Raw genomic sequence first — 22,523 nt, forward strand, 5'->3', positions numbered from 1 at the left:
ATAACAGATGCTTCAGTAATACTGCCCGTTTTCTCACAGTATGCGAGAACTTTTTTACGAAAATCTAATGAATATGCCATAAATACATTATACCACAAATGTACTGTTTTTGTTTCATTTTACTATAACAGTCTTAGCCTTAGCTTTTTTGAAACCTATCTTGGTCTTAATGCAAACACCTGTGAGTATCATCGACCACTCCCATGCCTTTCTAACGGCCATGTTTGGAGGATTGACCTTTACTATTTTTTATAATTTCCTGTCTTCAGCCCTACGCAGTCTCGGAAACTCTAAAACACCTCTACTGGCTCTAGTTATCGCTTGTTTTATCAATATCGGTCTGGATTTTTTCTTTATCTTAGTCATGAACTGGGGCGTTTTCGGAGCTGGCTTTGCAACTATCCTTGCCCAAGCCTGTTCGGTCCTCTTTCTTATTTTTTACATTATCCACAAGGTACCTCACTATCATATCGGACTAGCTGATTTAAAATTGGATAGAGGTAATCTCAAGAAACATGCCCAGCTTGCTTTTCCAATGGGATTTCAAGCCAGTATTATCGCCATCGGAGCCATGACCTTGCAGTTTATGGTCAACCAACTAGGGACAGACGCAATCGCCGCCCAGGCCATTGCCCTTCGTACTGACCAGTTGGCTATGCTGCCCATGGTCAATCTGGGCTTGGCTATCGCAACCTTTACTGCTCAGAACTACGGTGCTAAACTCTACGATCGAATCCGAGAAGGGGTTCGCCACTCCCTATTTCTGAACATTGTTTGGGCTATTGTATTTGCGGTCATTCTCATCTTGGGCAATCGCTTCTTCTCTGGTCTCTTTCTGCCAAATGCCAGTCAAACAGTGCTGGACTTGGCTCTTGTTTACTACATCATTAACGGCTCTTGTTACTGGATTGTTGCTTCCCTCTTTATTCTTCGTAGCTTTATTCAGGGACTTGGCAAGGGCTTTATCCCAACACTAGCAGGCTTTGGAGAATTGATTTTCCGAGCAGCAGTCGCCATCATCGGCATGCAGTATTTCGGTTTTTATGGGACTGCCGCCGCAAACCCTGCTGCCTGGATCGGAAGTATCATCGTTCTGATTCCAAGTTCCATCATCTTTATGAAAAAATTAAAAGCTGGACAAAGTATTTAGAAAAGAAAACGCTGGGCTCAAGCCCAGCACACTTCTCAGAGTTCGTGTCAACATCTCAGCGCAGTGGTTGATTGGCAGATTTGTTCGTGTTTCACACTCCAAATCTGACCTAATCAACTGTGCGGGGGTGGGAAGACGAACTCTTTTTTAGACTAGTCGAGTTCTTTCCCACTCCCAAAATAATATTTCCTTAGGAATTGGATATGAAGGAGATTCCAAAGCATAGCATAGCTAATCGCCACTACAAAAGCTATGCCATATTGCCAATTAAATTCCATCACAAGGCTGACAAAAAGGATGATTCCAAGAAGGAACAATAACAAACTACTTGTCTTTTTCTTATCCCACTTAAAATAGGCTAACAAGGGTTGGTCAGGACAAGCTCGCACTTCCTTGAACTGTTTGAAACTAGCTCCAAGACTGGCTCCTGCCACCCCTATAATTGCACCACAATAATAGTGAGGAAGGACGTAGACCGACAAATAAGCGACCGTAACATAGGCAAGCACCAACAAGGCATACATCAGTTTTTTCATGACAAATCCTCCTGAATCTATTTATCTATATCTATTTTATCATTTACAAACTAAGCAAACAAGTAAATACATGTTCTCAAAAGCACAAAAAAGACTAGAAAACCTAGTCTTTCCTTGTTTATTATCATTTATTCTTAGGAATTTGGATCATCCAAACTACGGCCATGCAAGCCCTTTTCACGTTGGACTTGACGGAGTTTCTCTGGCGTCACGTCATTACCATCTTCATCAACCAGTTTAATCCCCTCAATATGATGACGGATTGCTCGACGATACCCCTCAATATATTCTTCCCTTAGCTGAGCCTGTTCAACTTTTTCCTCTGATGTCAAGGTACCAGCTTTTTTCTTTTTAGCTAATTCATTGATCCGATCGATTTTTGCTTGTTCCATGTTTGCCTCCTACTTACTGTTCAAGAGATTGAAGACTGCTACTACAGCAGCCTTATCCGCCAAGGCTTTCAAGAGAGCCAAACGGTTGGCTTTAACCGCCGCGTCGTCTACCATGACCATGGTATTGTCGAAGAAGGCTGCGATGACTGGGCTGAGAGCAAAGAGCTTGTCCAAGTTGCCCGCCATATCTTCTGTCAACTCCAAGTTCGCCACTGCAGCTGCAAGGGCTTTTTCCTGGTCATTTTCAAAGAGGGCCTCGTCAATCACTGTTGCCTCCGCCTTTTCAGCCAAGTTGAAGACCCGTGACAAGTTTTCCACGGCTTCCTTATAGTCAGCCTCTTTTGATTTTTGGAAAATAGCAGAGCTGGCTGCCAGTTGTAGTCTAACCACAAAGGTTGAGCTAGCCAGCACGGCCTCACGGATGTCTTTCGGAATGCTCTTATCCATCATCTTCTCTACACGAGCACGGATAAAGTCCATCACAGCTGGCTGGTTGTCATAGGTCATGCTGGCAAAGTTCAAGCTGTAGAGCTCCGCAATCAACTGATCCAATGGAATTTCCCAACCAAATGCTTCCAAGATTCGCACGATACCCTGTGTTGCACGACGAAGAGCATAAGGGTCGTTTGAGCCTGATGGAATCAAACCAACCGAGAAGAAGGATAGGAGGGTGTCAAATTTATCAGCCAGTGCCAAGACCGCACCGACCTTGCTCTCAGGCAATTCGCCTTCTGCTGAGTTTGGCAAGTAGTGCTCACGGATTGCTGCTGCCACCGCAGGTTTTTCTCCTGCAAGAAGGGCATACTTCTCACCCATAATCCCTTGCAATTCATCAAACTCGCCAACCATACCTGTCAAGAGGTCAAACTTGTAGATGTCCGCCGCACGTGCCACATCCGCTTTTTCATCCGCAGACAAGCCTGCCAAGTCAGCCAGTTTTTCTGCGATGACTTTGGTGCGTTCCATGTGCTCGTAAAGTGAGCCGATTTTCTCATGGAAGGTCACGACTTTGAGGCGTTCTACCAAGTCAGCAATCTTGAGTTTTTGGTCTTCACGCCAGAAAAACTCACCGTCTTCCAAACGTGCCACCAAGACTTTTTCATTTCCCTTGATGACATTGTCAAGGTATTGGTCGTTACCGTTGCGGACGGAAATGAAGTTTGGCAAGAGTTTGCCAGCCTTATCACGCACCACGAAGTAACGTTGGTGATTTTTCATGGAAGTCACCAAGACTTCTTCTGGCACTTCCAAGTACTTGGTATCAAAGGAGCCCATAAAAGCAGTTGGGTACTCGACCAAGTTAAGAACTTCATTGAGCAGGTCTTGGTCAATCTCAACGGTCACATTATGTTTGTCCTCGATGGCCTTAATTTGCTCGACGATCATATTTTGACGCTCTGCGGGATCTGTAATTACAAACTGTGCACGCAAGTCTGCCTCGTAAGAATCTGCACTTGCAATCTCGGTTTCATTGCCAAGGAAACGATGACCACGGCTGATGCGAGCTGACGAAATGTCCAAGAAATCCATATCCAATGCCTCGTCGTCCAAGAGAACGGTCAACGTGTGGACAGGGCGGATGTAGGCGAATTTGTTGGATGCCCAGTTCATGCTGACTGGGAAGGTCATAGCTTTCAAGACCTCTGGAATGCCCGCCAAAACTGCCTTAGCTGGCTGACCAGCTTCGTGTTTGGTCACGTAGACATACTCTTCCCCCTTGATCTCGCGGAATTCGATGTCAGCAGTCGTCAGACCTTTGCCACGGACAAAACCTTCTGCCGCCTTGGTGAAGTTTCCGTCTGCGTCCAAGGCAATCTTCTTAGCAGGCCCCTTGAAATCTTCGGTCAGGTCTGTCTGCTGGTCCGCTAAACCACGCACTCGAACAGCCAAACGGCGTGGCGTTGAAAAGACATCAATGCTATCAAAAGCCAAGCGATTGTCTGTCAAAAAAGTCGCCATGCGGTCACGCAACTGGTGCATAGCTGGGGTTACGATGTAAGCAGGAATTTCTTCCAAGCCAAGTTCAACAAGTAAATTCTTTGTCATTATTCTGCGTCCTCCTTCAACAATTCTGCTCGTGTTGCTTCGTCTAAAAGTGGGAAGCCGAGTTTCTTCCGCTCTGCCACAAAGGTTTTGGCAACGACACGAGCAAGCTTACGGATACGGGCAATGTAGCCTGCACGCTCGGTTACAGACACAGCTCCACGGGCGTCGAGCAGGTTAAAGGTATGAGAGCATTTGAGCACATAGTCAAAGGCTGGGTGAACCAAACCCTCTTCCAAAGCCCGCTCTGCTTCTTTTTCAAACTTGGTAAAGTTTTCAAGCAGCATATCCTGGTCTGATACTTCAAAGGAGTATTTTGAGTGCTCGTACTCCGGCTGGATGAAGATTTCACCGTATTTAACACCGTCAGCCCACTCAATATCATAAACGGAGTCAACCTCTTGGATATAGGAAGCCAAACGCTCCAAACCGTAGGTTACCTCAGCTGTGACAGGACCTGTCGCCAAACCACCAACCTGTTGGAAGTAGGTAAACTGCGTGATTTCCATACCGTCCAACCAAACTTCCCAGCCCAGACCAGCTGAACCTGTTGACGGATTTTCCCAGTTATCCTCAACGAAACGAATGTCGTGTTCCAAAGGATTGATGCCCAAACGCTCCAAAGATTCCAAGTAAAGTTCTTGGATGTTAGAAGGCGACGGTTTCATAACCACCTGGAATTGGTGGTGTTGGTAGAGACGGTTTGGGTTTTCCCCGTAACGACCGTCTGCAGGACGACGACTTGGCTCAACATAAGCCGCATTCCAAGGCTCAGGACCGATGGCACGTAAGAAAGTGTAAGGGCTCATAGTACCCGCACCCTTTTCCGTATCATAAGCCTGCATGAGCAAGCAGCCCTGCTCATTCCAAAATTGTTGTAAGGTTAAAATGATTTCTTGAAAAGTCAACTTTTTTGACATAATATCCTCTTTCTATTTTAAATGTTCTTGCGACGTGAGCCTTCCTAGCCGATACCGCTAGGAAAGGCGAACTAGTACAGCGTCTAGCTCAGTCGCCCTAGCGATGAGCGTGTGGCAATTCGACTGAAAGGAGACTATGCCACTGACGCTGTGGAAAGTAAGTTTTTTTGACATAACATCCTCTTTCTATTTATATTTCAAAATTGCTAGTTCTCCACACTAGGTACGGTTTCCACAAAAACAACCTGCTCTGCTTTGTCCATGTAGGAACAGGTCATGGCTTCTAGGTCGATGACCCACTTGTAAATGCCTGCTTCTGCTGTTTCCTGGCAGAAGGTTGGAAAATCTGTTTGCCCAGCCTGATGATTGCGTAAGATAGTCACAAACTGGTCCAGATTAGCTTGGTCCGAAACAGGTATCGTCACTTGATAGTCCCGCTTTTCCAGAGTCTGCCCTGCTTGTGAGCGATAGGTAACCTGTCCAGACTGGATATCCACAGTATTTTCCACCATACCCAAGTCCTTAAAATAGGCAATCAGTATGGGAAAATCAGGCCCAGTAAACTGTTCATGACCGCGATTGATATTTTCTAAGGTGAACATTGGTCTCCTTTCTTTATAGTAGCTGTCTTTCACCTTGAGATAAAAAACAAGAAATACTCGGTCGGCAGACAAAAAGAACCACATTCTCTTCCCCTGTCAACAGACATAGGGGCGTTGAGAACGCGGTTCCACCCTAATTTATTACTTCATTTGTATGATTCTGATTGAGTCGGACATGGTCACGACCGGGAAAGCGCCAATTATTTCAAGACTGGCTTGGCTTTCACTCTCCCAAGCTCGCTAGACAGGCTTTTGAAACAACCTTCTTTCATGCTTAGTATTGTAGCAGAAAAATCAGCATTTGTCTAGAAAGACCACTATTTATCCGAATACAATCTCGCTAACAAATCCTACAAGGCTATTGCAGGCGTATCGCAATCTAGTAGATATTTTTCTGGTACTACTCCCAAGAATTTTTCTGCTTGTTGACTGATAAAATCAAGGGCATTTTCCAAATCTTCTATTCTATCAGAATTGACCAACTCCATGACCAAGAAAGCATTTTTTGTTTCATCCGTAATCATGGTTCGCTCACCATCGCGCCAATTGAAACAGCGACAAACGGCTCCTTTATCATCCTTATAACATACCTCACCTGGCAAGGTTGGTTGATTGACCTCATCTCCAATCAGATAGAACTCATCTCCACCCTCGGTAACTGTTAAATGTAAATCGCCTACAAAAGTATCTATATCTTCCGCACCACATGGAAGACCGAAATGCAAACTTGCTGCATTATAAATATCCACTAAGGGCGAGATTGTCGAAACTGGACGGTCACTAGCAGAACGCTTCAAAAGTGCTTCAATACTAGAACGTGCACCTTTTTTTGTTTTGAATTTTTGATAAGCTTGGCGATACGTTTGGATGACTTCATTTTCACTAAAAGTATCTTCTGTGAGAAATTTCTGGGCAATTTCATTACTTTCTTCCAGTAGTTTCACTAAATCTTCTGGTGATTCTGATGGCGTTTTATAACCCTTCAATAATAGAACTCCAATTTTAGCGTCTGGAAATAGATTCCAAAAAGATGAATCAACAACAAATTGTGACATATTCTTACTCCTTTTATACAAAATCAGCACCCTATGAACATCTTCAATGACCTAACGATGTTCATAAAATGCTGATGCATGACTACCCGGTGGCAGTAAATATTTGGTTGCTTTCATTATAAAGAATCACTAAAAGAATGTCAAATATTATCTCAAAATTAGGAAATCTATCCTGAGGTTACCCATCATACAGTTAAAATTTATCCACAAAATTATCTTTATTGATGCGAACGTTTAAGAACATATAAAATGCCGAAAGGAGCGCACACAAAATCAAAACAAACCCAACTGGTTTTAATTCCGGAACGTCATAATTTGCCAAAGCCACTACAGGAATACTCAAAATAATGTAGGGAATTAGCATGGTTGACCCTGCAGCAACATCTACTAAATCTTTGTCAGGCTCCTCAACAAACCAAAGGAATGGTAAAAATAAACGAAGCCGTTTTGCTCTCTCTGTAAATTCTAAAATTGGTCGAATAAATAGTGTCAGCAACTTGTATCCAGCAAAAGCAACCAAACGATACCACCATAAAAAGACAAGTGCAAGAAAGAGACCAATTAGCCAGGTCCAAATATCAAAACTATCCTCCTTACAACTTTTTGGTGCAAACAAATTCGCCAAGATAACCCCCACTCCTATTTGCGGAACAAGACTGACCCAGGTATCTAAATTAGGATTATCATATCCAATTTTTATATACTCTAAGCCATCGTAATAATAGACATTATTGTTCAAATCAATGTAGGTTCCTTCTTTATAGGGCTGAAGTTCACCTATATTTTTCTTAGCATATTCGTTTGCTGTTTTACGGAATACCATATCCCCTTACCTCCATTTCTATTTTTTTAATACATTGTAAATGGTATTAAATGTAGTCATCTGTTGAATTTGTTCTGCTCGCTGTAGTGTGGCTGCTTGTTGGCGCAACAGTTGGTCATATTGACTTTCTTGATGATACAGATTTAGAGCTTCCTGTAAGGTATTGACACGCCCCTCATTGACATAACCAAGCATTGTTTCAAAAAAGAATGAAGAACTATGTTGCCCCTGTTGCATAATCAATGGATGTTCCTGAGCTTTATGATAGTGCCAACTTTTACACTCTTTTACTTCCTCAAGCCTTTGTTTAATCACTGCACTATCTTCTTGCTTCTTCTGACGCATTCTATTTGCAAAAATACCGATAATAGCTGACAAGAAAAAGAATGTCAAACTCCTTTGAAAATAGCCAGCCCTATCATTACCGAAAACCAATTCACCAATAGCGAAGAAGAGGGTCAAACCAAGAATCCACCACATCCAATTCCCCTTTTTTTCCCTGTTAGACCAGGCAATAAGCACCTCATTTTCCCAATGCAGAGTTGATTCCCATCTACTCATCAAAATTGCTGCATCATAAAGATACCACTTCAATTCATTCACATTGAATTTTTCAAAGAAACCTATTCCGTAAACAGAACGGTACCATTCCTCAGAGGTCATCACTTGGCTAGTCAGATGCCGAACCCTTTCAAGAGTTCCTGCGTTCTCGCCTAATTCACCAACGGCTTTCTCATCTTCCGGCGAGAATACTATTTTATTCATTAGGTAATGCTCGTAAGTTGGGGCATCTTTAGCCGCTTCACTCTTGTAACCGTCGGGAATATCGTAATAACGATACTCTTCAATAATCCTATTTTTCTTTTGCAAATTCTCTGCCTTAAATTGTTCGATTAGTTGCAAATCTTCTTGATCTAGAAACGTTGCCATTTTTACCTCCAAAATCCATCTCTTTTCAATCCATTTATGAGTGTAATATCTACATCAATAAATATCCTCTGACATATGTACTATTTAGAAATAGCAATATAAGTGACTATCACCAATTCTAATAGCCTGATGATTGCCGCATTTCGGACACATATATTCTCGCTATTTTTGGCTTTTTAGAAAGGCTTGGCTGTAAAGTCAAGCCTTGTTATACTAGTATAACAAGAAATTTGTCAAGTATTTTGCATCAAAAAAGAGGACCAATTTGTCCTCTCAAAACATAACTTATCTATGACTAATCTTTCTGGTCAAGAAATCACCAATAAACTGAATGGCAAAGATGATAACCAAAATCAAAAATGTTGCAAGGAAGGTCACATCATCATTGTAACGCAAGTAACCATATGAAAGGGCAACCTGTCCCAAACCACCTGCTCCGATAGCTCCAGCCATGGCTGTATAGCCGACCAGAGAAACCAGGGCAAAGGTCGTCACCCGAATCAAGTCAGGCAGACCCTCACGCAGATAGACAAGGACAATATCCCAGAAAGTCGCTCCTGAAGCCTGAGCGGCCTCAATGACACCGCGGTCCAATTCTGACAAGACCACCTCAACCTGACGAGCAAAGAAAGGGAAGACTGAAAGTGCAAGAGGAACCAAAGCTGCCTCCGTACCAATCGTTTTTCCAACAATAATTTTTGTCAAAGGAGCAATGGCCGCCAACAAAATAATGAAAGGAATGGCACGGAAGATCGAAGCCACCTTATCCAAAATCCAATAAACCGTCTTATTTTCAATGACACCCCGAGGACCAGTCAATACCAAGAACAAACCAGATACCAAGCCCATAAAGCCACCAAAAGCAAAGGAAACAAAGGTCATATAGAGGGTCAAATTAAAATGTGTTAACCAACCTGTCTGACCATCCCAGCCCAATTTATAAATATCTGGAAAATTCGTTTGAATCCATTCTAACATCTAGTTTGCTCCTTTCAAAATTGTCACTTCCACACGCGCCTCCGTCACTGCCTCAATCGCACGGTGCAACTGACCAGGCTCGCCAGAGAGAATAACTACCATCTCACCGACTGGCGTATGGTCCAAAATCTCAATATTTCCATACAAAATATTGGCAGATACTTGATAAAATTTGTACAAATCATTGACAATAGCTGTATCCGTATTGGAACCAGCATACTTGAGTTGCACCAAAATACTGTTCTCAGGCAAATTCTGAACAATATCCTGCTGGTAAATTTTCACTAAGGCCTCATCAATTCCTGTTGCTGTTTTGATGAAATCCTGTGTCAATTCTTCTTTTGGATGAGAGAAGATTTCTAAAACTGAACCCTCTTCGATCAAGCGACCATCCTGCATAACAGCCACACGGTTACAAATGTCTTTTACAATCTGCATCTCGTGGGTAATCATGACAATGGTCAAGCCTAGTTTTTCATTCAACTCCTGCAAGAGTGCCAAAATCTGCTTAGTCGTTTTCGGATCCAAGGCTGAAGTCGACTCGTCAGAAATCAAGATTTTAGGGTCATTGGCCAAGGCACGAGCAATGGCAACACGTTGTTTTTGACCACCAGACAACTGAGCTGGATAGTTTTCAGCACGATCAGAAAGACCAACCAAGTCCAACAACTTAGCAACTTTTTCTTTCTTCTCTTCCTTGCTCAAGCCAGAATGCTTGAGGGCAAAGGCTACGTTTTCTTCTGCTGTCATCTGAGCCATCAGGTTGAAATGCTGGAAAATCATTCCAATCTCACGACGTTTGCTTCGCAGTTGAGCAGGGGTAAGCGTGACCCGATCCCCCTCATAAATCACATCCTCATCAATGGTAATTTTACCTGCTGTAGGAACCTGCAACAAATTGATGACGCGGACAAGGGTAGATTTCCCAGCACCCGAATAACCTACGATACCGTAAATATCCCCTTGATTGATATGGATAGTCACATCCTTTACCGCTTCGATGGTGCGTTTTTTCTGCTGGAAAGTTACATCAATATTATCTAGCTTAATCATTTCCTTACTCATAACTTGCAATTAACTCCTCTACTAATTCAACATGGCTATAGTAGTCAGCGATGCTGACATTTTCATCACCTGCATGGTCACGGCTATTGGCATTTCCTAGACCAAATCCTGCAATCGGCACACCTAGAGCATGAAAGACGGTGTGCATAGGGCCTGTTCCCGGTGATGTCGGCAAGACAGCAACTCCTTCTGGCGTCAATTTTTTAGCCAATTCAATCACATTGACAATGGCAGGATGGGACATATCACTTCGGTAGCTCATTTCCCCCAAAGTAAAGATAACCTCAACTTTGTCAAATCCGTGCTTGTTCAAATGCTGGCGAATCTTGTCCAAAACATCGTGTGGCTCCAAACCAGGCACCAGACGAACTTCCATTTTTGCAGAAGCCTGAGCTGGAATAATGGTCTTAACACCTTGACCAAGATAGCCAGTTGACAAGCCTTCAATGGTAATAGATGGCTCAAAATACAGACGCTTCAGAAATTCACGACGGTCTTCTACCAAGGTTGGTAGGGTCAAGCCATAAATGTCTTTCATAGACTGACTGGTTGCTAGTGCAAATTCCTCCACCAAGGCCAATTCACGCTCATTTGGCTCTTGCACCTGCTCGTAAATGCCCTCTACTAGAATTCGCCCATCTGCAGCCCGCATGGATTGAAGCGCTGATAATAAATACCAGCTTGCCGAATCAATGACACCACCATAGGAAGAATGAATATCCAAGTCAGCTGATTTGACCTGAAGATCAAAGGTCACAATTCCTTTATTTCCCCCAGCAATTTCTAGCTGATGTAGGCTATTGCGATGCCCCTGCTCCCAGACAAGTAAATCAGCACCGAGCAAATGTTCTTTATATTTTGAAAGGTATTTGTCCAAGTCGACAGAAGCTGACTCTTCTGCCCCTTCCATAATAAAAATCACATTGACTGGTAAATGGCCATTCTGTCTAGACTGATATTTTTTCAAGGCTGACAGACGAGCTGTAATATGCCCCTTATCATCGTCCACCCCGCGACCATAGATATAGCCATCGGAAATGGTCAATTCAAAGGGGTTCCCCTTCTCCCAGACCTGATCGGCATCTGCTGGCACTGTATCGTAGTGGTTATAGAAAATCAAAGTTTTGGCATTTGGGACTGTCGCTGTAAACTTAGCCATGACAAAGGGTGCTGCATAACTATCATCCAAAACAACCTCTGCACCAGCTTCTTCAAACATCTCTTTCAAGTAAGTCGCTACATCCAAGAGACCAATCTGCTGAGCAAAAATAGATTTCTTTGAAATCAAGACCTTCAACTTTTCAAAATAGTGCTGAATAATCGAATCTTGTTCAAAGGCTTGAATTTTACTATCTGCCATACTTCCTCCTCATACTCAATGAAAAATCAAGCAAATCTTCTAACCAAAATCAAAAATTTCTCGCATTTCTAACTCTGGTTAAGAGATTTTTCTTACCTCTATAAAAACAGATAGAGGGCTGAACAATTCTGTCCAGTCCTCAACCTATTTACATTTTACCAAACTGGCTCATCCATACCGTCTGAAGTCTCTTCAATAACTTTTTTCACTTCATCCGTGTGGTATGCTTCAATAATTTTCTTAATCGCTGCTGCTTGCTCTGATTTTTCCCAATCGCTACGAGCTGCAATCAAGTTGTACCACTGTTTTGAATTTTCATCTTTTTGCTCTTTGTAAAGGGCATTTTTGTAATCCAAACCAGCTTCCAACACAAATGTGTTGTTTACAACTGCTGCATCAACTGAGCTAAGTGAACTTGCTGTTTGGCTTGCATCCAACTCAGTAATTTTCAAGTTTTTCTTGTTTTCAGTAATGTCAGCAATAGTTGCCAATTCTGTACCAGATACACCAACCTTGATCAAACCAGCTGCTTGAAGAAGGTAAAGAGCACGACTTTCGTTTGTTGGGTCATTTGGAACCGCAATTTCTGCACCATCTGGAATTTCTTCCACTTTAGTGTACTTGTTTTTTCCATCAGCTGTACCTGAGTAAAGACGGATTGGTGCGATATAAGTATCCGCAATAGCAACCAAGTCCTCACCATTTTCTTCATTCCAGTTGTTCAAGAAGTTGTAGTGCTGGAAGGCGTTGATGTCTACCTCATTTTCAGCTACTGCCTTGTTTGGTTGTGAATAGTCTGTAAATTGAGTGAATTCCAACTTCACTTCATCACCAAGAATTTTTTGAACTTTATCCCAACGAGCTTGCTCAGAATCGCTCAAACTCATCACACCCACACGAACAGTTGTTGCTGAAGAATCGGATGAAGAGCTAGAAGACGAGCTACCACATGCAGCAAGTACACCTACTGATAAAGCAGCTGTTGCCAAACTAAACAATTTTTTTAATTTCATAAAATGATCTCCTTAAATTAGAACTGTATCTATCTTAACACAGAATTTTCTTTCTGACTAATTGACTTTTTTTATAGAAAGTTATAACTTTTCGTTATAACAAATACCCTTGCAATTATAAGAATTGACAATAAAAAGAGGGAAGCCCCTCTTTAAAACACATCGACTAGATACTGAAATAAGTTTCTATGCTGTTTGCAGTCATTGTATAGAAATTCTGGATGCCATTGAAGCCCAAACAGGGCCTGCTTGCCCTTGCTTTCATAGGCCTCAATCGTACCGTCTCTCGGATCCAGACCAGTTGCCACCAAACCAGGTGCCAAATCTTTGATCCGCTGATGATGGAAGGAATTAATCGAACTTCCCTGAGCAAATAATTGACTGACACGACTTTTTGGCTTGACCTGCAAACGATGTGAAGTCCCTTCAATTCCGTCTTGCCAATGATCCACCACTTCCTGCTCCAAGCTACCACCAAGTGCGACATTGAGCAACTGCATGCCACGGCAGACCGCAAAAATCGGTTTCCCTTGGCGGAGTGCTTCTTTAATCAAAGCCAATTCAAATTCGTCACGCTCCAATAGGTAATCATCACTATCAATTAAACGTTCTTGCCCATACAGACTTGGGTCAACATGCTGACCACCTGATAAAATCAACTTATCAATCATGCCGATATAGTCTTTGGCTAAATCCGGAGTTCCCATCGGGATGACCATTGGAACACCACCTGCCTGACGAACACTATCTGCCAATTCACGTGCAACTGTCACGTAAACCCGACCAGATTTTGTTGGAAATTCTTGTTCATTTCCTGAAATTCCAATAATGACTTTTCCCATAAGAAACTCCTTTCTGTGATTTTTTACATTGTAACACGATGGACTAGCCCTGTCTAATATAGAAGTTTTATGGGCCGATAAAAATTATCTATCAGTGGCCTGTAATACGAAATGGTCACCGCTGATTTCTTTCCATTCGCCTTCCGTAATGAAATCCTTTAGGAGCCCTGTTTGTGACAACTCTTGCAATTACGCTCTTGCCTGATGAGGATCTAAACTTAAATTGGATTGCAAAAGATAGCGGGTGTAGGGATGCTGGGGATTTTGAAAAATATCCTGCGCAGGTCCAATTTCAACCAAACTACCCTTGTACATGACCGCAATCCTATCAGCAAAATGCCGCACCAAATTTAGATCATGAGAAATGAAAAGATAGGTTAAACCTAAATCCTCTTGAAGCTGGTTAAGCAAATCTAATATGGTTGCCTGAATCGAAACATCCAGAGCAGAAGTCGGTTCGTCACACACAATAAATTGCGGATGAGATACAACTGCCCGAGCGATTCCAATACGCTGACGTTGACCTCCACTAAAAGATTTTGGACGTTTATGTACAGCATCCCCCTGTATACCTACCCTTTCCAACATTGCTAAAGCCCTCTCTTCTGCCTCCTTCTTCGGTAGCAAATAAAGCGGTTCTTTGACAAGTTCTAAAGCTGATAAATAAGGATTGAGGGAGGAGTAAGGATCCTGATAGATCACCTGAAGCGCTTGATTGTTTAGTTCCTCAGCTGTCAAACCAGGAAAGTCTACCTGTCCCTGACTTGCTTTTTCCAGTCCCAAAACAATTTTAGCCAGTGTCGATTTACCACTGCCAGATTCTCCAACCAGACCGAGTGTCTCACCTTTATAAATGGACAAATCAACCCCATTTAAAGCATCGACGCGTTGTTCTTGACCTAACCAATTCTTCTTGGAATAGGTCTTTCTCACATCTGAAACTTGTACCAATACTTCTTTAGCCATTTTTCTCCTCCTTTCTCACCCAGTGTTCTGGACCAATTTGAACCAACTGACTAGCATCGCGATCAGCTGGTACAGAACCTTGACTTGCTTCTAAACGGGCCGCCTTCAACAAAGCTTGCGTATAGGGATGCAAAGACTGGGCAAAAATCGTATCAACTGGTGCATGTTCCACCACTAGACCGTTTCTCATCACATAGACCTGATCACAAATACCAGCAATGACACTAAAATCGTGGCTCACAATGACAACTGTCAACCCTAATTGCTCTTGCAATTCTTTCAGCAAAGCCAAGATTTGAGCTTGAATTGTCACATCTAATGCAGTTGTCGGTTCATCAGCAATTAACATGTCTGGCTTGGTCAATAAGGCCATGGCAATCATGATCCTTTGACGCATCCCTCCTGAAAACTCAAAAGGAAACTGTTTGAGTCGAAGTTCTGGATCAGAAATTCCCACCTTATCCAACATCTCTAAAATGGCCATTTCCCGCTCTTCCTTGGTCAATGTCGGCTGAAAACGACGAAGAACTTCCCGTAAATGAAAACCAACGGTCCGTAATGGATTCAAAGAGGTCATTGGATCTTGAAAAATCATAGACAAAGGCAAAACCTTTGGATTACCAACTTGCTTCCCATCCATTTCAAATCGATCATAGCTTGCTTCCAAACCTTTTGGTAAAATCCCCATCAAGGATTTCATTGTCAAACTCTTACCCGAACCAGATTCTCCAACAATTCCAACAATTTTTCCTTTGGGAATGGAGAGATCAATTCCTTTGACGAGAGTAGTTTGTTCTTTACTTTTTTGATTGATAACGGTGAGGTTACTGATTTCTACCAAGTGCTTTGACATTAGTACACCTCTCTTTCAAGGCAATCACGTATGAGATCACCGATATTATTAAATGAATAAATGGTCAATAGGATAAAAAGTCCCGGTAAGATCGCCATATGGGGAGAACTCTGTAAGGTCGACTGGGCGTTTTGCAAAAGGCTGCCCCAAGATGCTAAGGGCTGTTGAATCCCCATCCCTAAGAAACTAAGAGCTGATTCTGTCATAATGGCTGACGAAATACTGGTTGAGGCCGTGACAATCAAGGTCGGTAAGATTGCTGGCAAAATGTGCCGCCAAATAATCCGTGGTTTCTTTAAACCGATAAAAGCTGCATAGCCAACATAATCTGCCACCTTTGCTTTTAAGGTTTCAGCCCGTAATATCCTAGCAATACTCATCCATGAAAAACCACCAATCACAATAATGATTGTAGATAAACCAGGCTTTAAAAAGACACTGAGGACAATCACCAAGACCAACCAAGGTATGGATGACAGCACATCTACCACCCTCATAATAGCATTGTCCCATTTTCCTCCCAGATAGCCTGCTGTGATGCCAACCAAGCTTCCAATGGTCACTGATGCAGCCATTGCCAACAAGCCAACTAAAAGAGAAATCCGTCCCCCATAAATAACACGAATAAAGTAATCACGCCCTACTTGATCGGTTCCAAACCAATGCTCAGCACTAGGACCTTGGTTCATTTGACTGACATCCGTTACATTTGGATCAATAGGAATCAAGGGCGCAATAAGAGATAAAATAATCAAGAAAAGAATAAAAAGAAGTGAGAAAAGATAGAGTGGTGAACTCTTCAAAGTCTCCTTTAATTGTTTAAGAATCATTGACCCTCTCCTCCTTTCCAAATACGTGGATCGACGACAGCATAGAGAATATCTGATAAGAGATTCCCTAGAATAACTAAGGTTGCAGATAAAAGCATGACAGCCATAATCACTGGATAGTCCAAACTCTTCGTCGCTGCTGTCAAATAAGGACCTACACCAGGCCAAGCAAAAATAGTCTCTGTGATAATAGCACCTGTTACCAACATCGGTAAGGCCATTCCAACTTGAGTCACGACTGGAATTAAAACATTGCGGGCTACATGTTTGCTAAAAATTTCAAACCGATTGGCTTTGAATGCTTCTTGAACGGTTACATAGTCCTTTTCAACCTCTACAATCGCTGATGCTCGAATAAACCGAATCAACTCAGGTAAAAATGCCATGGTCAATGTAAGATAGGGTAAGGCAAAATGAGCTAGAAAATCAAGAACATCTCCTTCCTTTCCCAAAGTGTACATTCCGATAAACGGAAACACCCGCCACTTATAGCCAAAGAAATAGATTAAAATCATGGCAAACCAGAAAGTTGGCACTGCAATGCCCACAGATGCAAAGGCATCGATGGCCTTATCCGCCCATTTACCACGTTGGGAAGCAGAAACAAGCCCAAGTGTAATGGCTAAGACAAGAGCCGTCACATAGGCTGGTAAAACCAAGGAAATCGTATTGGGAATTTTTTCAGCCAAGTCTGCCCCAATCGAATGTTGAGTCAATAGCGAAAAACCTAAATCACCAGTCACAATTCCCTTCAACCATACAAAATATTGAACTAAAAATGGCTGATCCAAACCATATTTTACTTTCAACAAATCAATCTGTTCTTGGCTCATATTGGGTGTTGTCATTGAATCAATGACATCAAAAGGGGCTAACTGAATCAATGAAAAGACAATAAAAGAAATCAAGAGCAAGAGGGGAATGGCCTGTAAAATTCTTTTTATAATATAACGAAACATATATCCTCCAAAAACGCGAAAAAGAGGGGAGGAGTTTCAGCTTTTGCCACTCCTTCTCCTCTTTGCTGGTCATACCAGCAGACACGACGTTTATTCAATAGTTAATTTAGACGGATCTTCAAATGTGTAGATTGGAATCAAGCCAGCTTCTTCAACATTTTTCACACGGTTGTTGACAGCCAGTACTTTCTTATTATCTACAATTGGGTAGATGGCAGCTTGATCAGCCAAGGTCGCTTGCAAATCGTCATAAATTTGCTCGCGTTTTGTTTGATCCAATTCAACAGCACCTTGTTCAAAGAGACTGTCTACCTCACTTGACGCTAATTTGAAGTAGTTTGAAGCACCGCCAGTTTTGAACAGACGAGCATACTGATCAGGGTCATTTCCCATGATATAGCCACCCAAGAAGAGGTCATATGCTGTAGAGCCTTCTTTTTTCAACTCTGTAAAGAGTGCTGTAGAATCCCCACCTGCCAATTCAACTGTCACACCAATCGCTGACAATTGTTGTTGAATCAAGGTTGCCTGCAAGGTTTGGGCTGCATCTGAAGATGTGTAACCAAGATTCACAGTCAGGTTGCTAACACCTGCTTCTGCTAAGAGTTGTTTAGCTTTTTCAACATTCTGTTCATATTTCTCAACATCTTCCGTCACATATGGATTGGCAACAGGCAAGAATGAATATGGAGTTTCATAATATTTCTTATCCAAGTAGGCCGCTTGGTTGAACTCTTCTTTATTCAAGGCATAAAGCAAGGCTTGACGAACTTTTACATCCTTCAATTCTTCCGTTGAAGTATTGAGACCAAGGTAACCAACACGGTTTTCACTATAAGCATAGGTGGTAATGGTATCCGTGCTCAAATCTTGAATATCAGAAGGGAGCACAAAGGCCGCATCTACCTCACCAGTTTGCAAGGCTACTTTGGTTGTATCTGCACTTTCAATGATACGAAGAACAAGGTTGTCAATTTCTGCCTTCCCTTTGTAGTAATATTCATTGGCAGCCAGCTTGATATATTCACCATGCTTGTATTCTACAAATTTGTAAGGTCCTGTTCCGACAGGCGTTGCTGTCAACTGATTAGCAGAAAAATCTGCTTCATCCTTGAACACATGTTGAGGAATGATATAGGTTTCCGTCACGATATTGTCCAAAGCTGGCGCTGAAACAGCTGGAAGAACAAACTTCACAGTGTAGTCATCTACTTTCTCAACTTTTACTGGCTGACCGTTGATGTATAGACCATCAGAACCACCGTTTTCTTCCTTGATTTTTTGCTCGTAGGTAAAGATAACATCGTCAGCAGTAAATTTTTCTCCATCAGACCATTTAACATCCTGACGCAATTTTACTGTAATGCTCAGACCGTCTTCGGCAATTTCATAAGAATCCGCCAATTCATTGACATAGGTACCATCAGCCTCTACTCGAATGAGCGGTGAATAGATAAAGTTTGTCAAGGTCAATCCCCAACGATCGCTTGTATTGATAGGGTTGGTTGAACTGGGATCACCATTGATTGCATAGGTAAATGTTTCCGTGTCCGCTGATGCATTAGAACTTGATGCTGTGCTTGATGAGCCACCACTTGCGCAAGCTGCCAAGGTTAATACTGCTACTGTAGAAAGTATGCCTGTTAGCCACTTCTTTTTCATAGAACTTCCTCCAATTTCAAAAAGTAGTACTAGTCTATCAAGGATTTGCAACTTTGCCCAATATATATAATTTATGAAGCCATTAAGAAAAACTATAGCCAGTCAAATGAAGCTGATTAGCTAGGATATAAAAAGAATTTTTGAAGGCTATATATGGAAGTGATTTTTTAAAAAAGAAATTTCGAAAATCTGATATAGTTAAAAACTATAACATCCTCTAATTTTTTACAATTATACAAGTGTTTGGATTTCTGTTAGGATAAGAGCATAGAAATATTTTTGGAGGAAATCCTATGACAACAACTATTATCGGCTTCCCACGTATCGGAGAACACCGTGAATTAAAATTTATCACTGAAAAATACTTTAGAAATGAAATTCCACAAGAAGAGCTTTTGACAGCAGCTAAAGACTTGCGTGCTAAGCACTGGACTATTGTTAAAGATGCAGGCATTACTGAAATCCCAAGTAACGACTTCTCTCATTATGACAATGTTTTGGATGCAGCTGTTCTCTTCAACATCGTACCAAAAGCCGTTCAAGAGCTTGACTTGACAGACCTTGAAAAATACTTCGCTCTTGCACGTGGCTATCAAGGAGACAAGGGTGATGTTCGTGCTAGACCAATGAAAAAATGGTTCAACACCAACTACCACTATATCGTTCCAGCTATTGAAAAAGACACAGACATCAAACTAGCTGGTCACAAGATTTTCGATGAATTCCAAGAAGCAAAAGACTTAGGTATCACAACTCGTCCAGTCCTTATTGGTCCATTCACTCTCTTACAATTAACTGACTTTGAAGAAGGTGTGAAAGCTGAAGATGTCGCAGATAGCTTGGTTGCTGCCTACGGACAAGTATTTGCAAAATTGGCAGAACTTGGCGCTGAAAAAATCCAGTTGGACGAACCTAGCTTGGTCAAGGATTTGACTGCTCAAGAAAAAGCCCTTTTCCTAAATATTTACCAAACACTCTTGGCAGACAAGAAAGGCTTGCAAGTCCTTATCCAAACCTACTTCGGCGATGTGCGTGACATTTACACTGAATTGACAAACCTACCAGTCGATGCCATCGGTCTTGACTTTGTAGAAGGTAAGGAAACAGCTGCACTTGTTGCGACAGGCTTCCCAGCTGATAAAACGCTCTACGCAGGTATCGTCAACGGTAAGAACATCTGGCGCAACAACTATGAAAAGAGCCTGGCTGTCTTGGACGCTATCCCAGCTGAAAATCTTGTCTTGACAACTTCTTGCTCACTACTTCATGTACCATTTACAACAGCCAATGAAGAATTTGAACCAGCTATCCTCAACCATTTCGCCTTTGCAGTTGAAAAATTGAGCGAATTGCGTGATTTGGATGCCATCCGTAACGGTCAAGGCGAAGTTGCTCTCACTGCCAACAAGGAACTCTTTGCCCTTGAGCGTGTTGGTCGTGATGCAGCCCTTGCTAATCGCTTGGCAGGATTGACAGATGCAGACTACACTCGCTTGCCTGTTTTTGCAGAACGCGAAGCTATTCAACGCGAAAAATTGAACCTCCCCCTTCTTCCAACAACTACTATCGGATCCTTCCCTCAAACCAAGGACGTCCGCAGCACCCGCTTAGCCTTCCGCCGTGGCGAAATTACCGAAGCAGAGTACGATGCCTTTGTAGAAGCACGTACGGATGAGTGGATCAAGTGGCAGGAAGAAGTTGACTTCGATGTGCTTGTACACGGTGAATTCGAGCGTAACGACATGGTAGAATACTTCGGTGAAAACCTGTCTGGCTACCTCTTCAGTAAGAACGGTTGGGTACAATCATACGGTATGCGTGGGGTAAAACCACCAATCATCTGGGGTGATGTAACACGCTTGAACCCAATTACTGTCAAATGGTCTAGCTATGCTCAAAGCCGTACCAACAAACCAGTTAAAGGTATGTTGACAGGTCCTGTAACCATCCTCAACTGGTCATTCCCACGTGAAGATATTTCTATCAAAGAATCAACCCTTCAAATTGCTCTCGCTATCAAGGAAGAAGTTCTCGACCTTGAAGCAGCAGGTATCAAGATTATCCAAATCGACGAAGCAGCCCTTCGTGAAAAATTACCACTCCGCCGTAGCGACTGGTATAGTGAGTACCTTGACTGGGCAATCCCTGCCTTCCGTTTGGTACACTCAACTGTTGCACCAGATACACAAATTCACACTCACATGTGCTATAGCGAATTTACAGACATCATTCCAGCTATCGACAATATGGATGCGGACGTTATCTCATTTGAAGCCAGCCGTTCAAATCTTGTTATTCTAGATGAACTCAAGGCTAAAAACTTCCAAACTCAGGTAGGTCCTGGTGTCTATGACATCCACTCTCCACGTGTCCCTACCGTTGATGAAATTGCACACACTATTCAAGCCATCCTTGCCAAAGTACCGAAAGAAAAAGTCTGGATTAACCCAGACTGCGGACTCAAGACTCGTGGCGAATCAGAAACAAAAGCTAGTCTTATCCACTTGACTCAAGCAGCTAAGGCAGCCAGAAAGGAACTCTAATTTATGATCGGTCAAACCCCAAGTCTCTCATTTGAAATTTTTCCTCCAAAACCAGAAGTAGGCAATGAAAAGATACTCTTAACACTTGATGAGATGCAGGGTTTGGCCCCTCATTTTATCAGTGTGACTTGTAGCAATAACAACCTTAACGTAGAAGAAACGACTGTCAAGTTGGCTAACCATGTTCGCAATGAATTGCATATTCCAACTATCGCGCATTTGCCAGCTGCTTACTTGACAAAAGAAAAGGTCCGATCCGTTCTTCATTCTCTCGATGAAATTGGTGTGCATCAGATTTTAGCACTTCGTGGCGATATTATTGAAGGTCTTCCCCCTAAAGAGGACTTCCAGTATGCAACCGACTTGATTTCCTTTATCAAGGAAGAAGCTCCACATTTTGACATTATTGGAGCCTGTTATCCAGAAGTACATCCAGAATCACCAAACTCTGTCTCAGACATCAAAAATTTGAAGAAGAAAGTTGATGCCGGTTGCTCAACCTTGGTCACGCAACTCTTCTTCGATAACGAAGCATTTTATAACTTTCAGGAGAAATGTTCTCTCGCAGACATCGAAGTGCCTATTATCGCAGGTATCATGCCTATCATCAACAGGAATCAGGCACTTCGTCTCTTGAAAACTTGTGAGAATATTCGCCTCCCTCGTAAATTCAAGGCCATCTTGGAAAAATACGAGCATAATCCTGAATCCCTACGTGCAGCTGGCCTAGCCTATGCTGTAGATCAAATTGTTGACTTAGTGACCAATGATGTGGCTGGTATCCATCTCTACACTATGAACAACGCTGAAACAGCACGCACCATCCATCAGGCAACTCATTCGCTATTCAAACATTATAGTTAGAAATCTCCCCCTGAGCCCAAGCTCAGGGGTTAATCTATGCCCTCTGAATCCCAAAGACTCCTTGATCATTTTCTACCCCATCATGACATTAATCCAGCAGATGTCTAGGTATGTGACATCTTGCTTACAATAACGAA

At 42.4% G+C, this 22,523-nt stretch carries 20 protein-coding genes and 2 pseudogenes; 3 read left to right on the forward strand and 19 right to left on the reverse strand.

Translation table 11 applies throughout. The annotated features are described in order from the left end of the window. A partial coding sequence (locus ODU55_RS05375) for an IS630 transposase-related protein (RefSeq protein WP_226314317.1) occupies window positions 1-80 on the reverse strand: 80 nt, incomplete at its 3' end. Window positions 81-124: 44 nt separating this feature from the next. On the opposite strand from ODU55_RS05375, the pseudogene ODU55_RS05380 reads away from it, so the two are divergent. Further along, window positions 125-1,150 (forward strand): annotated as a pseudogene (locus ODU55_RS05380) (MATE family efflux transporter); the annotation flags it as partial. Between the two features lie 152 nt (window positions 1,151-1,302). Here ODU55_RS05380 and ODU55_RS05385 read toward each other — a convergent pair. From ODU55_RS05385 to ODU55_RS05470, 18 genes and pseudogenes are all read right to left on the reverse strand, one after another. Next, the gene (locus tag ODU55_RS05385) at window positions 1,303-1,686 is read right to left on the reverse strand and encodes a hypothetical protein (protein ID WP_398582154.1); all 384 of its coding nucleotides are present in this window, start codon (window positions 1,684-1,686) and stop codon (window positions 1,303-1,305) included. Window positions 1,687-1,820: 134 nt separating this feature from the next. After that, window positions 1,821-2,078: a DUF896 family protein gene (locus tag ODU55_RS05390; protein ID WP_398582155.1), complete on the reverse strand. Its 258-nt coding sequence runs from the start codon at window positions 2,076-2,078 to the stop codon at window positions 1,821-1,823. 9 nt (window positions 2,079-2,087) lie between these two features. Beyond that, the gene (gene glyS, locus ODU55_RS05395; RefSeq protein WP_398582156.1) at window positions 2,088-4,124 is read right to left on the reverse strand and encodes a glycine--tRNA ligase subunit beta; all 2,037 of its coding nucleotides are present in this window, start codon (window positions 4,122-4,124) and stop codon (window positions 2,088-2,090) included. Next, window positions 4,124-5,041, reverse strand: coding sequence for a glycine--tRNA ligase subunit alpha (glyQ, locus tag ODU55_RS05400; RefSeq protein WP_394718506.1), 918 nt, complete (start codon window positions 5,039-5,041; stop codon window positions 4,124-4,126). The genes glyS and glyQ overlap by 1 nt, the downstream gene beginning before the upstream one ends. A gap of 206 nt (window positions 5,042-5,247) precedes the next feature. Beyond that, window positions 5,248-5,727, reverse strand: a complete 480-nt coding sequence (locus ODU55_RS05405) for a DUF1398 domain-containing protein (RefSeq protein ID WP_398582157.1) — start codon at window positions 5,725-5,727, stop codon at window positions 5,248-5,250. 266 nt (window positions 5,728-5,993) lie between these two features. Beyond that, on the reverse strand, window positions 5,994-6,698 hold the full coding sequence (locus ODU55_RS05410) for a B3/4 domain-containing protein (protein ID WP_398582159.1): 705 nt from the start codon (window positions 6,696-6,698) through the stop codon (window positions 5,994-5,996). A gap of 193 nt (window positions 6,699-6,891) precedes the next feature. Continuing rightward, the gene (locus ODU55_RS05415) at window positions 6,892-7,521 is read right to left on the reverse strand and encodes a hypothetical protein (protein ID WP_398582160.1); all 630 of its coding nucleotides are present in this window, start codon (window positions 7,519-7,521) and stop codon (window positions 6,892-6,894) included. A gap of 18 nt (window positions 7,522-7,539) precedes the next feature. Further along, complete coding sequence (locus ODU55_RS05420) at window positions 7,540-8,451, reverse strand: hypothetical protein (protein WP_398582161.1); 912 nt, start codon at window positions 8,449-8,451, stop codon at window positions 7,540-7,542. 285 nt (window positions 8,452-8,736) lie between these two features. Further along, on the reverse strand, window positions 8,737-9,429 hold the full coding sequence (locus ODU55_RS05425; RefSeq protein ID WP_029179347.1) for a methionine ABC transporter permease: 693 nt from the start codon (window positions 9,427-9,429) through the stop codon (window positions 8,737-8,739). Next, the gene (locus ODU55_RS05430) at window positions 9,430-10,494 is read right to left on the reverse strand and encodes a methionine ABC transporter ATP-binding protein (protein ID WP_398582162.1); all 1,065 of its coding nucleotides are present in this window, start codon (window positions 10,492-10,494) and stop codon (window positions 9,430-9,432) included. Then, on the reverse strand, window positions 10,487-11,854 hold the full coding sequence (locus ODU55_RS05435; protein WP_398582164.1) for a M20/M25/M40 family metallo-hydrolase: 1,368 nt from the start codon (window positions 11,852-11,854) through the stop codon (window positions 10,487-10,489). The genes ODU55_RS05430 and ODU55_RS05435 overlap by 8 nt, the downstream gene beginning before the upstream one ends. A 155-nt stretch (window positions 11,855-12,009) precedes the next feature. Continuing rightward, complete coding sequence (locus ODU55_RS05440) at window positions 12,010-12,867, reverse strand: MetQ/NlpA family ABC transporter substrate-binding protein (protein WP_172052460.1); 858 nt, start codon at window positions 12,865-12,867, stop codon at window positions 12,010-12,012. 152 nt (window positions 12,868-13,019) lie between these two features. Beyond that, the gene (locus tag ODU55_RS05445) at window positions 13,020-13,709 is read right to left on the reverse strand and encodes a gamma-glutamyl-gamma-aminobutyrate hydrolase family protein (RefSeq protein ID WP_398582165.1); all 690 of its coding nucleotides are present in this window, start codon (window positions 13,707-13,709) and stop codon (window positions 13,020-13,022) included. Between the two features lie 84 nt (window positions 13,710-13,793). After that, window positions 13,794-14,675 (reverse strand): annotated as a pseudogene (locus tag ODU55_RS05450) (ATP-binding cassette domain-containing protein). After that, window positions 14,668-15,528 carry an ABC transporter ATP-binding protein gene (locus ODU55_RS05455; protein ID WP_398582166.1) on the reverse strand — a complete coding sequence of 287 codons (861 nt, stop codon included), beginning with the start codon at window positions 15,526-15,528 and terminating at the stop codon, window positions 14,668-14,670. The pseudogene ODU55_RS05450 and the gene ODU55_RS05455 overlap by 8 nt, the downstream one beginning before the upstream one ends. Further along, window positions 15,528-16,358 (reverse strand): ABC transporter permease, encoded by an 831-nt coding sequence (locus tag ODU55_RS05460; protein WP_398582167.1) that lies wholly within the window; start codon window positions 16,356-16,358, stop codon window positions 15,528-15,530. Before ODU55_RS05460 ends, ODU55_RS05455 begins: the two co-directional genes overlap by 1 nt. Then, window positions 16,355-17,317 carry an ABC transporter permease gene (locus ODU55_RS05465; protein WP_398582168.1) on the reverse strand — a complete coding sequence of 321 codons (963 nt, stop codon included), beginning with the start codon at window positions 17,315-17,317 and terminating at the stop codon, window positions 16,355-16,357. The genes ODU55_RS05460 and ODU55_RS05465 overlap by 4 nt, the downstream gene beginning before the upstream one ends. 90 nt (window positions 17,318-17,407) lie before the next feature. After that, window positions 17,408-18,979: an ABC transporter substrate-binding protein gene (locus ODU55_RS05470; protein ID WP_398582169.1), complete on the reverse strand. Its 1,572-nt coding sequence runs from the start codon at window positions 18,977-18,979 to the stop codon at window positions 17,408-17,410. 293 nt (window positions 18,980-19,272) lie between these two features. On the opposite strand from ODU55_RS05470, the gene metE reads away from it, so the two are divergent. Next, a complete protein-coding gene (gene metE, locus ODU55_RS05475) occupies window positions 19,273-21,522 on the forward strand; it encodes a 5-methyltetrahydropteroyltriglutamate--homocysteine S-methyltransferase (RefSeq protein WP_398582170.1) in 2,250 nt (749 codons plus the stop codon). 3 nt (window positions 21,523-21,525) lie between these two features. Next, window positions 21,526-22,386 carry a methylenetetrahydrofolate reductase [NAD(P)H] gene (metF, locus tag ODU55_RS05480; protein WP_398582171.1) on the forward strand — a complete coding sequence of 287 codons (861 nt, stop codon included), beginning with the start codon at window positions 21,526-21,528 and terminating at the stop codon, window positions 22,384-22,386. The last annotated feature ends 137 nt before the right edge of the window (window positions 22,387-22,523 follow it).

Origin of the sequence: Streptococcus sp. 2022WUSS037 (assembly GCF_044427225.1) — a bacterium.
Taxonomy (GTDB): domain Bacteria; phylum Bacillota; class Bacilli; order Lactobacillales; family Streptococcaceae; genus Streptococcus.

Bases quoted from the DNA above. Each gene is read 5' to 3' on its own strand.
- ODU55_RS05385 (WP_398582154.1), bottom strand. From the start codon at position 1,686: ATGAAAAAACTGATGTATGCCTTGTTGGTGCTTGCCTATGTTACGGTC.
- ODU55_RS05390 (WP_398582155.1), bottom strand. From the start codon at position 2,078: ATGGAACAAGCAAAAATCGATCGGATCAATGAATTAGCTAAAAAGAAA.
- glyS (WP_398582156.1), bottom strand. From the start codon at position 4,124: ATGACAAAGAATTTACTTGTTGAACTTGGCTTGGAAGAAATTCCTGCT.
- glyQ (WP_394718506.1), bottom strand. From the start codon at position 5,041: ATGTCAAAAAAGTTGACTTTTCAAGAAATCATTTTAACCTTACAACAA.
- ODU55_RS05405 (WP_398582157.1), bottom strand. From the start codon at position 5,727: ATGTGGTTCTTTTTGTCTGCCGACCGAGTATTTCTTGTTTTTTATCTC.
- ODU55_RS05410 (WP_398582159.1), bottom strand. From the start codon at position 6,698: ATGTCACAATTTGTTGTTGATTCATCTTTTTGGAATCTATTTCCAGAC.
- ODU55_RS05415 (WP_398582160.1), bottom strand. From the start codon at position 7,521: ATGGTATTCCGTAAAACAGCAAACGAATATGCTAAGAAAAATATAGGT.
- ODU55_RS05420 (WP_398582161.1), bottom strand. From the start codon at position 8,451: ATGGCAACGTTTCTAGATCAAGAAGATTTGCAACTAATCGAACAATTT.
- ODU55_RS05425 (WP_029179347.1), bottom strand. From the start codon at position 9,429: ATGTTAGAATGGATTCAAACGAATTTTCCAGATATTTATAAATTGGGC.
- ODU55_RS05430 (WP_398582162.1), bottom strand. From the start codon at position 10,494: ATGAGTAAGGAAATGATTAAGCTAGATAATATTGATGTAACTTTCCAG.
- ODU55_RS05435 (WP_398582164.1), bottom strand. From the start codon at position 11,854: ATGGCAGATAGTAAAATTCAAGCCTTTGAACAAGATTCGATTATTCAG.
- ODU55_RS05440 (WP_172052460.1), bottom strand. From the start codon at position 12,867: ATGAAATTAAAAAAATTGTTTAGTTTGGCAACAGCTGCTTTATCAGTA.
- ODU55_RS05445 (WP_398582165.1), bottom strand. From the start codon at position 13,709: ATGGGAAAAGTCATTATTGGAATTTCAGGAAATGAACAAGAATTTCCA.
- ODU55_RS05455 (WP_398582166.1), bottom strand. From the start codon at position 15,528: ATGTCAAAGCACTTGGTAGAAATCAGTAACCTCACCGTTATCAATCAA.
- ODU55_RS05460 (WP_398582167.1), bottom strand. From the start codon at position 16,358: ATGATTCTTAAACAATTAAAGGAGACTTTGAAGAGTTCACCACTCTAT.
- ODU55_RS05465 (WP_398582168.1), bottom strand. From the start codon at position 17,317: ATGTTTCGTTATATTATAAAAAGAATTTTACAGGCCATTCCCCTCTTG.
- ODU55_RS05470 (WP_398582169.1), bottom strand. From the start codon at position 18,979: ATGAAAAAGAAGTGGCTAACAGGCATACTTTCTACAGTAGCAGTATTA.
- metE (WP_398582170.1), top strand. From the start codon at position 19,273: ATGACAACAACTATTATCGGCTTCCCACGTATCGGAGAACACCGTGAA.
- metF (WP_398582171.1), top strand. From the start codon at position 21,526: ATGATCGGTCAAACCCCAAGTCTCTCATTTGAAATTTTTCCTCCAAAA.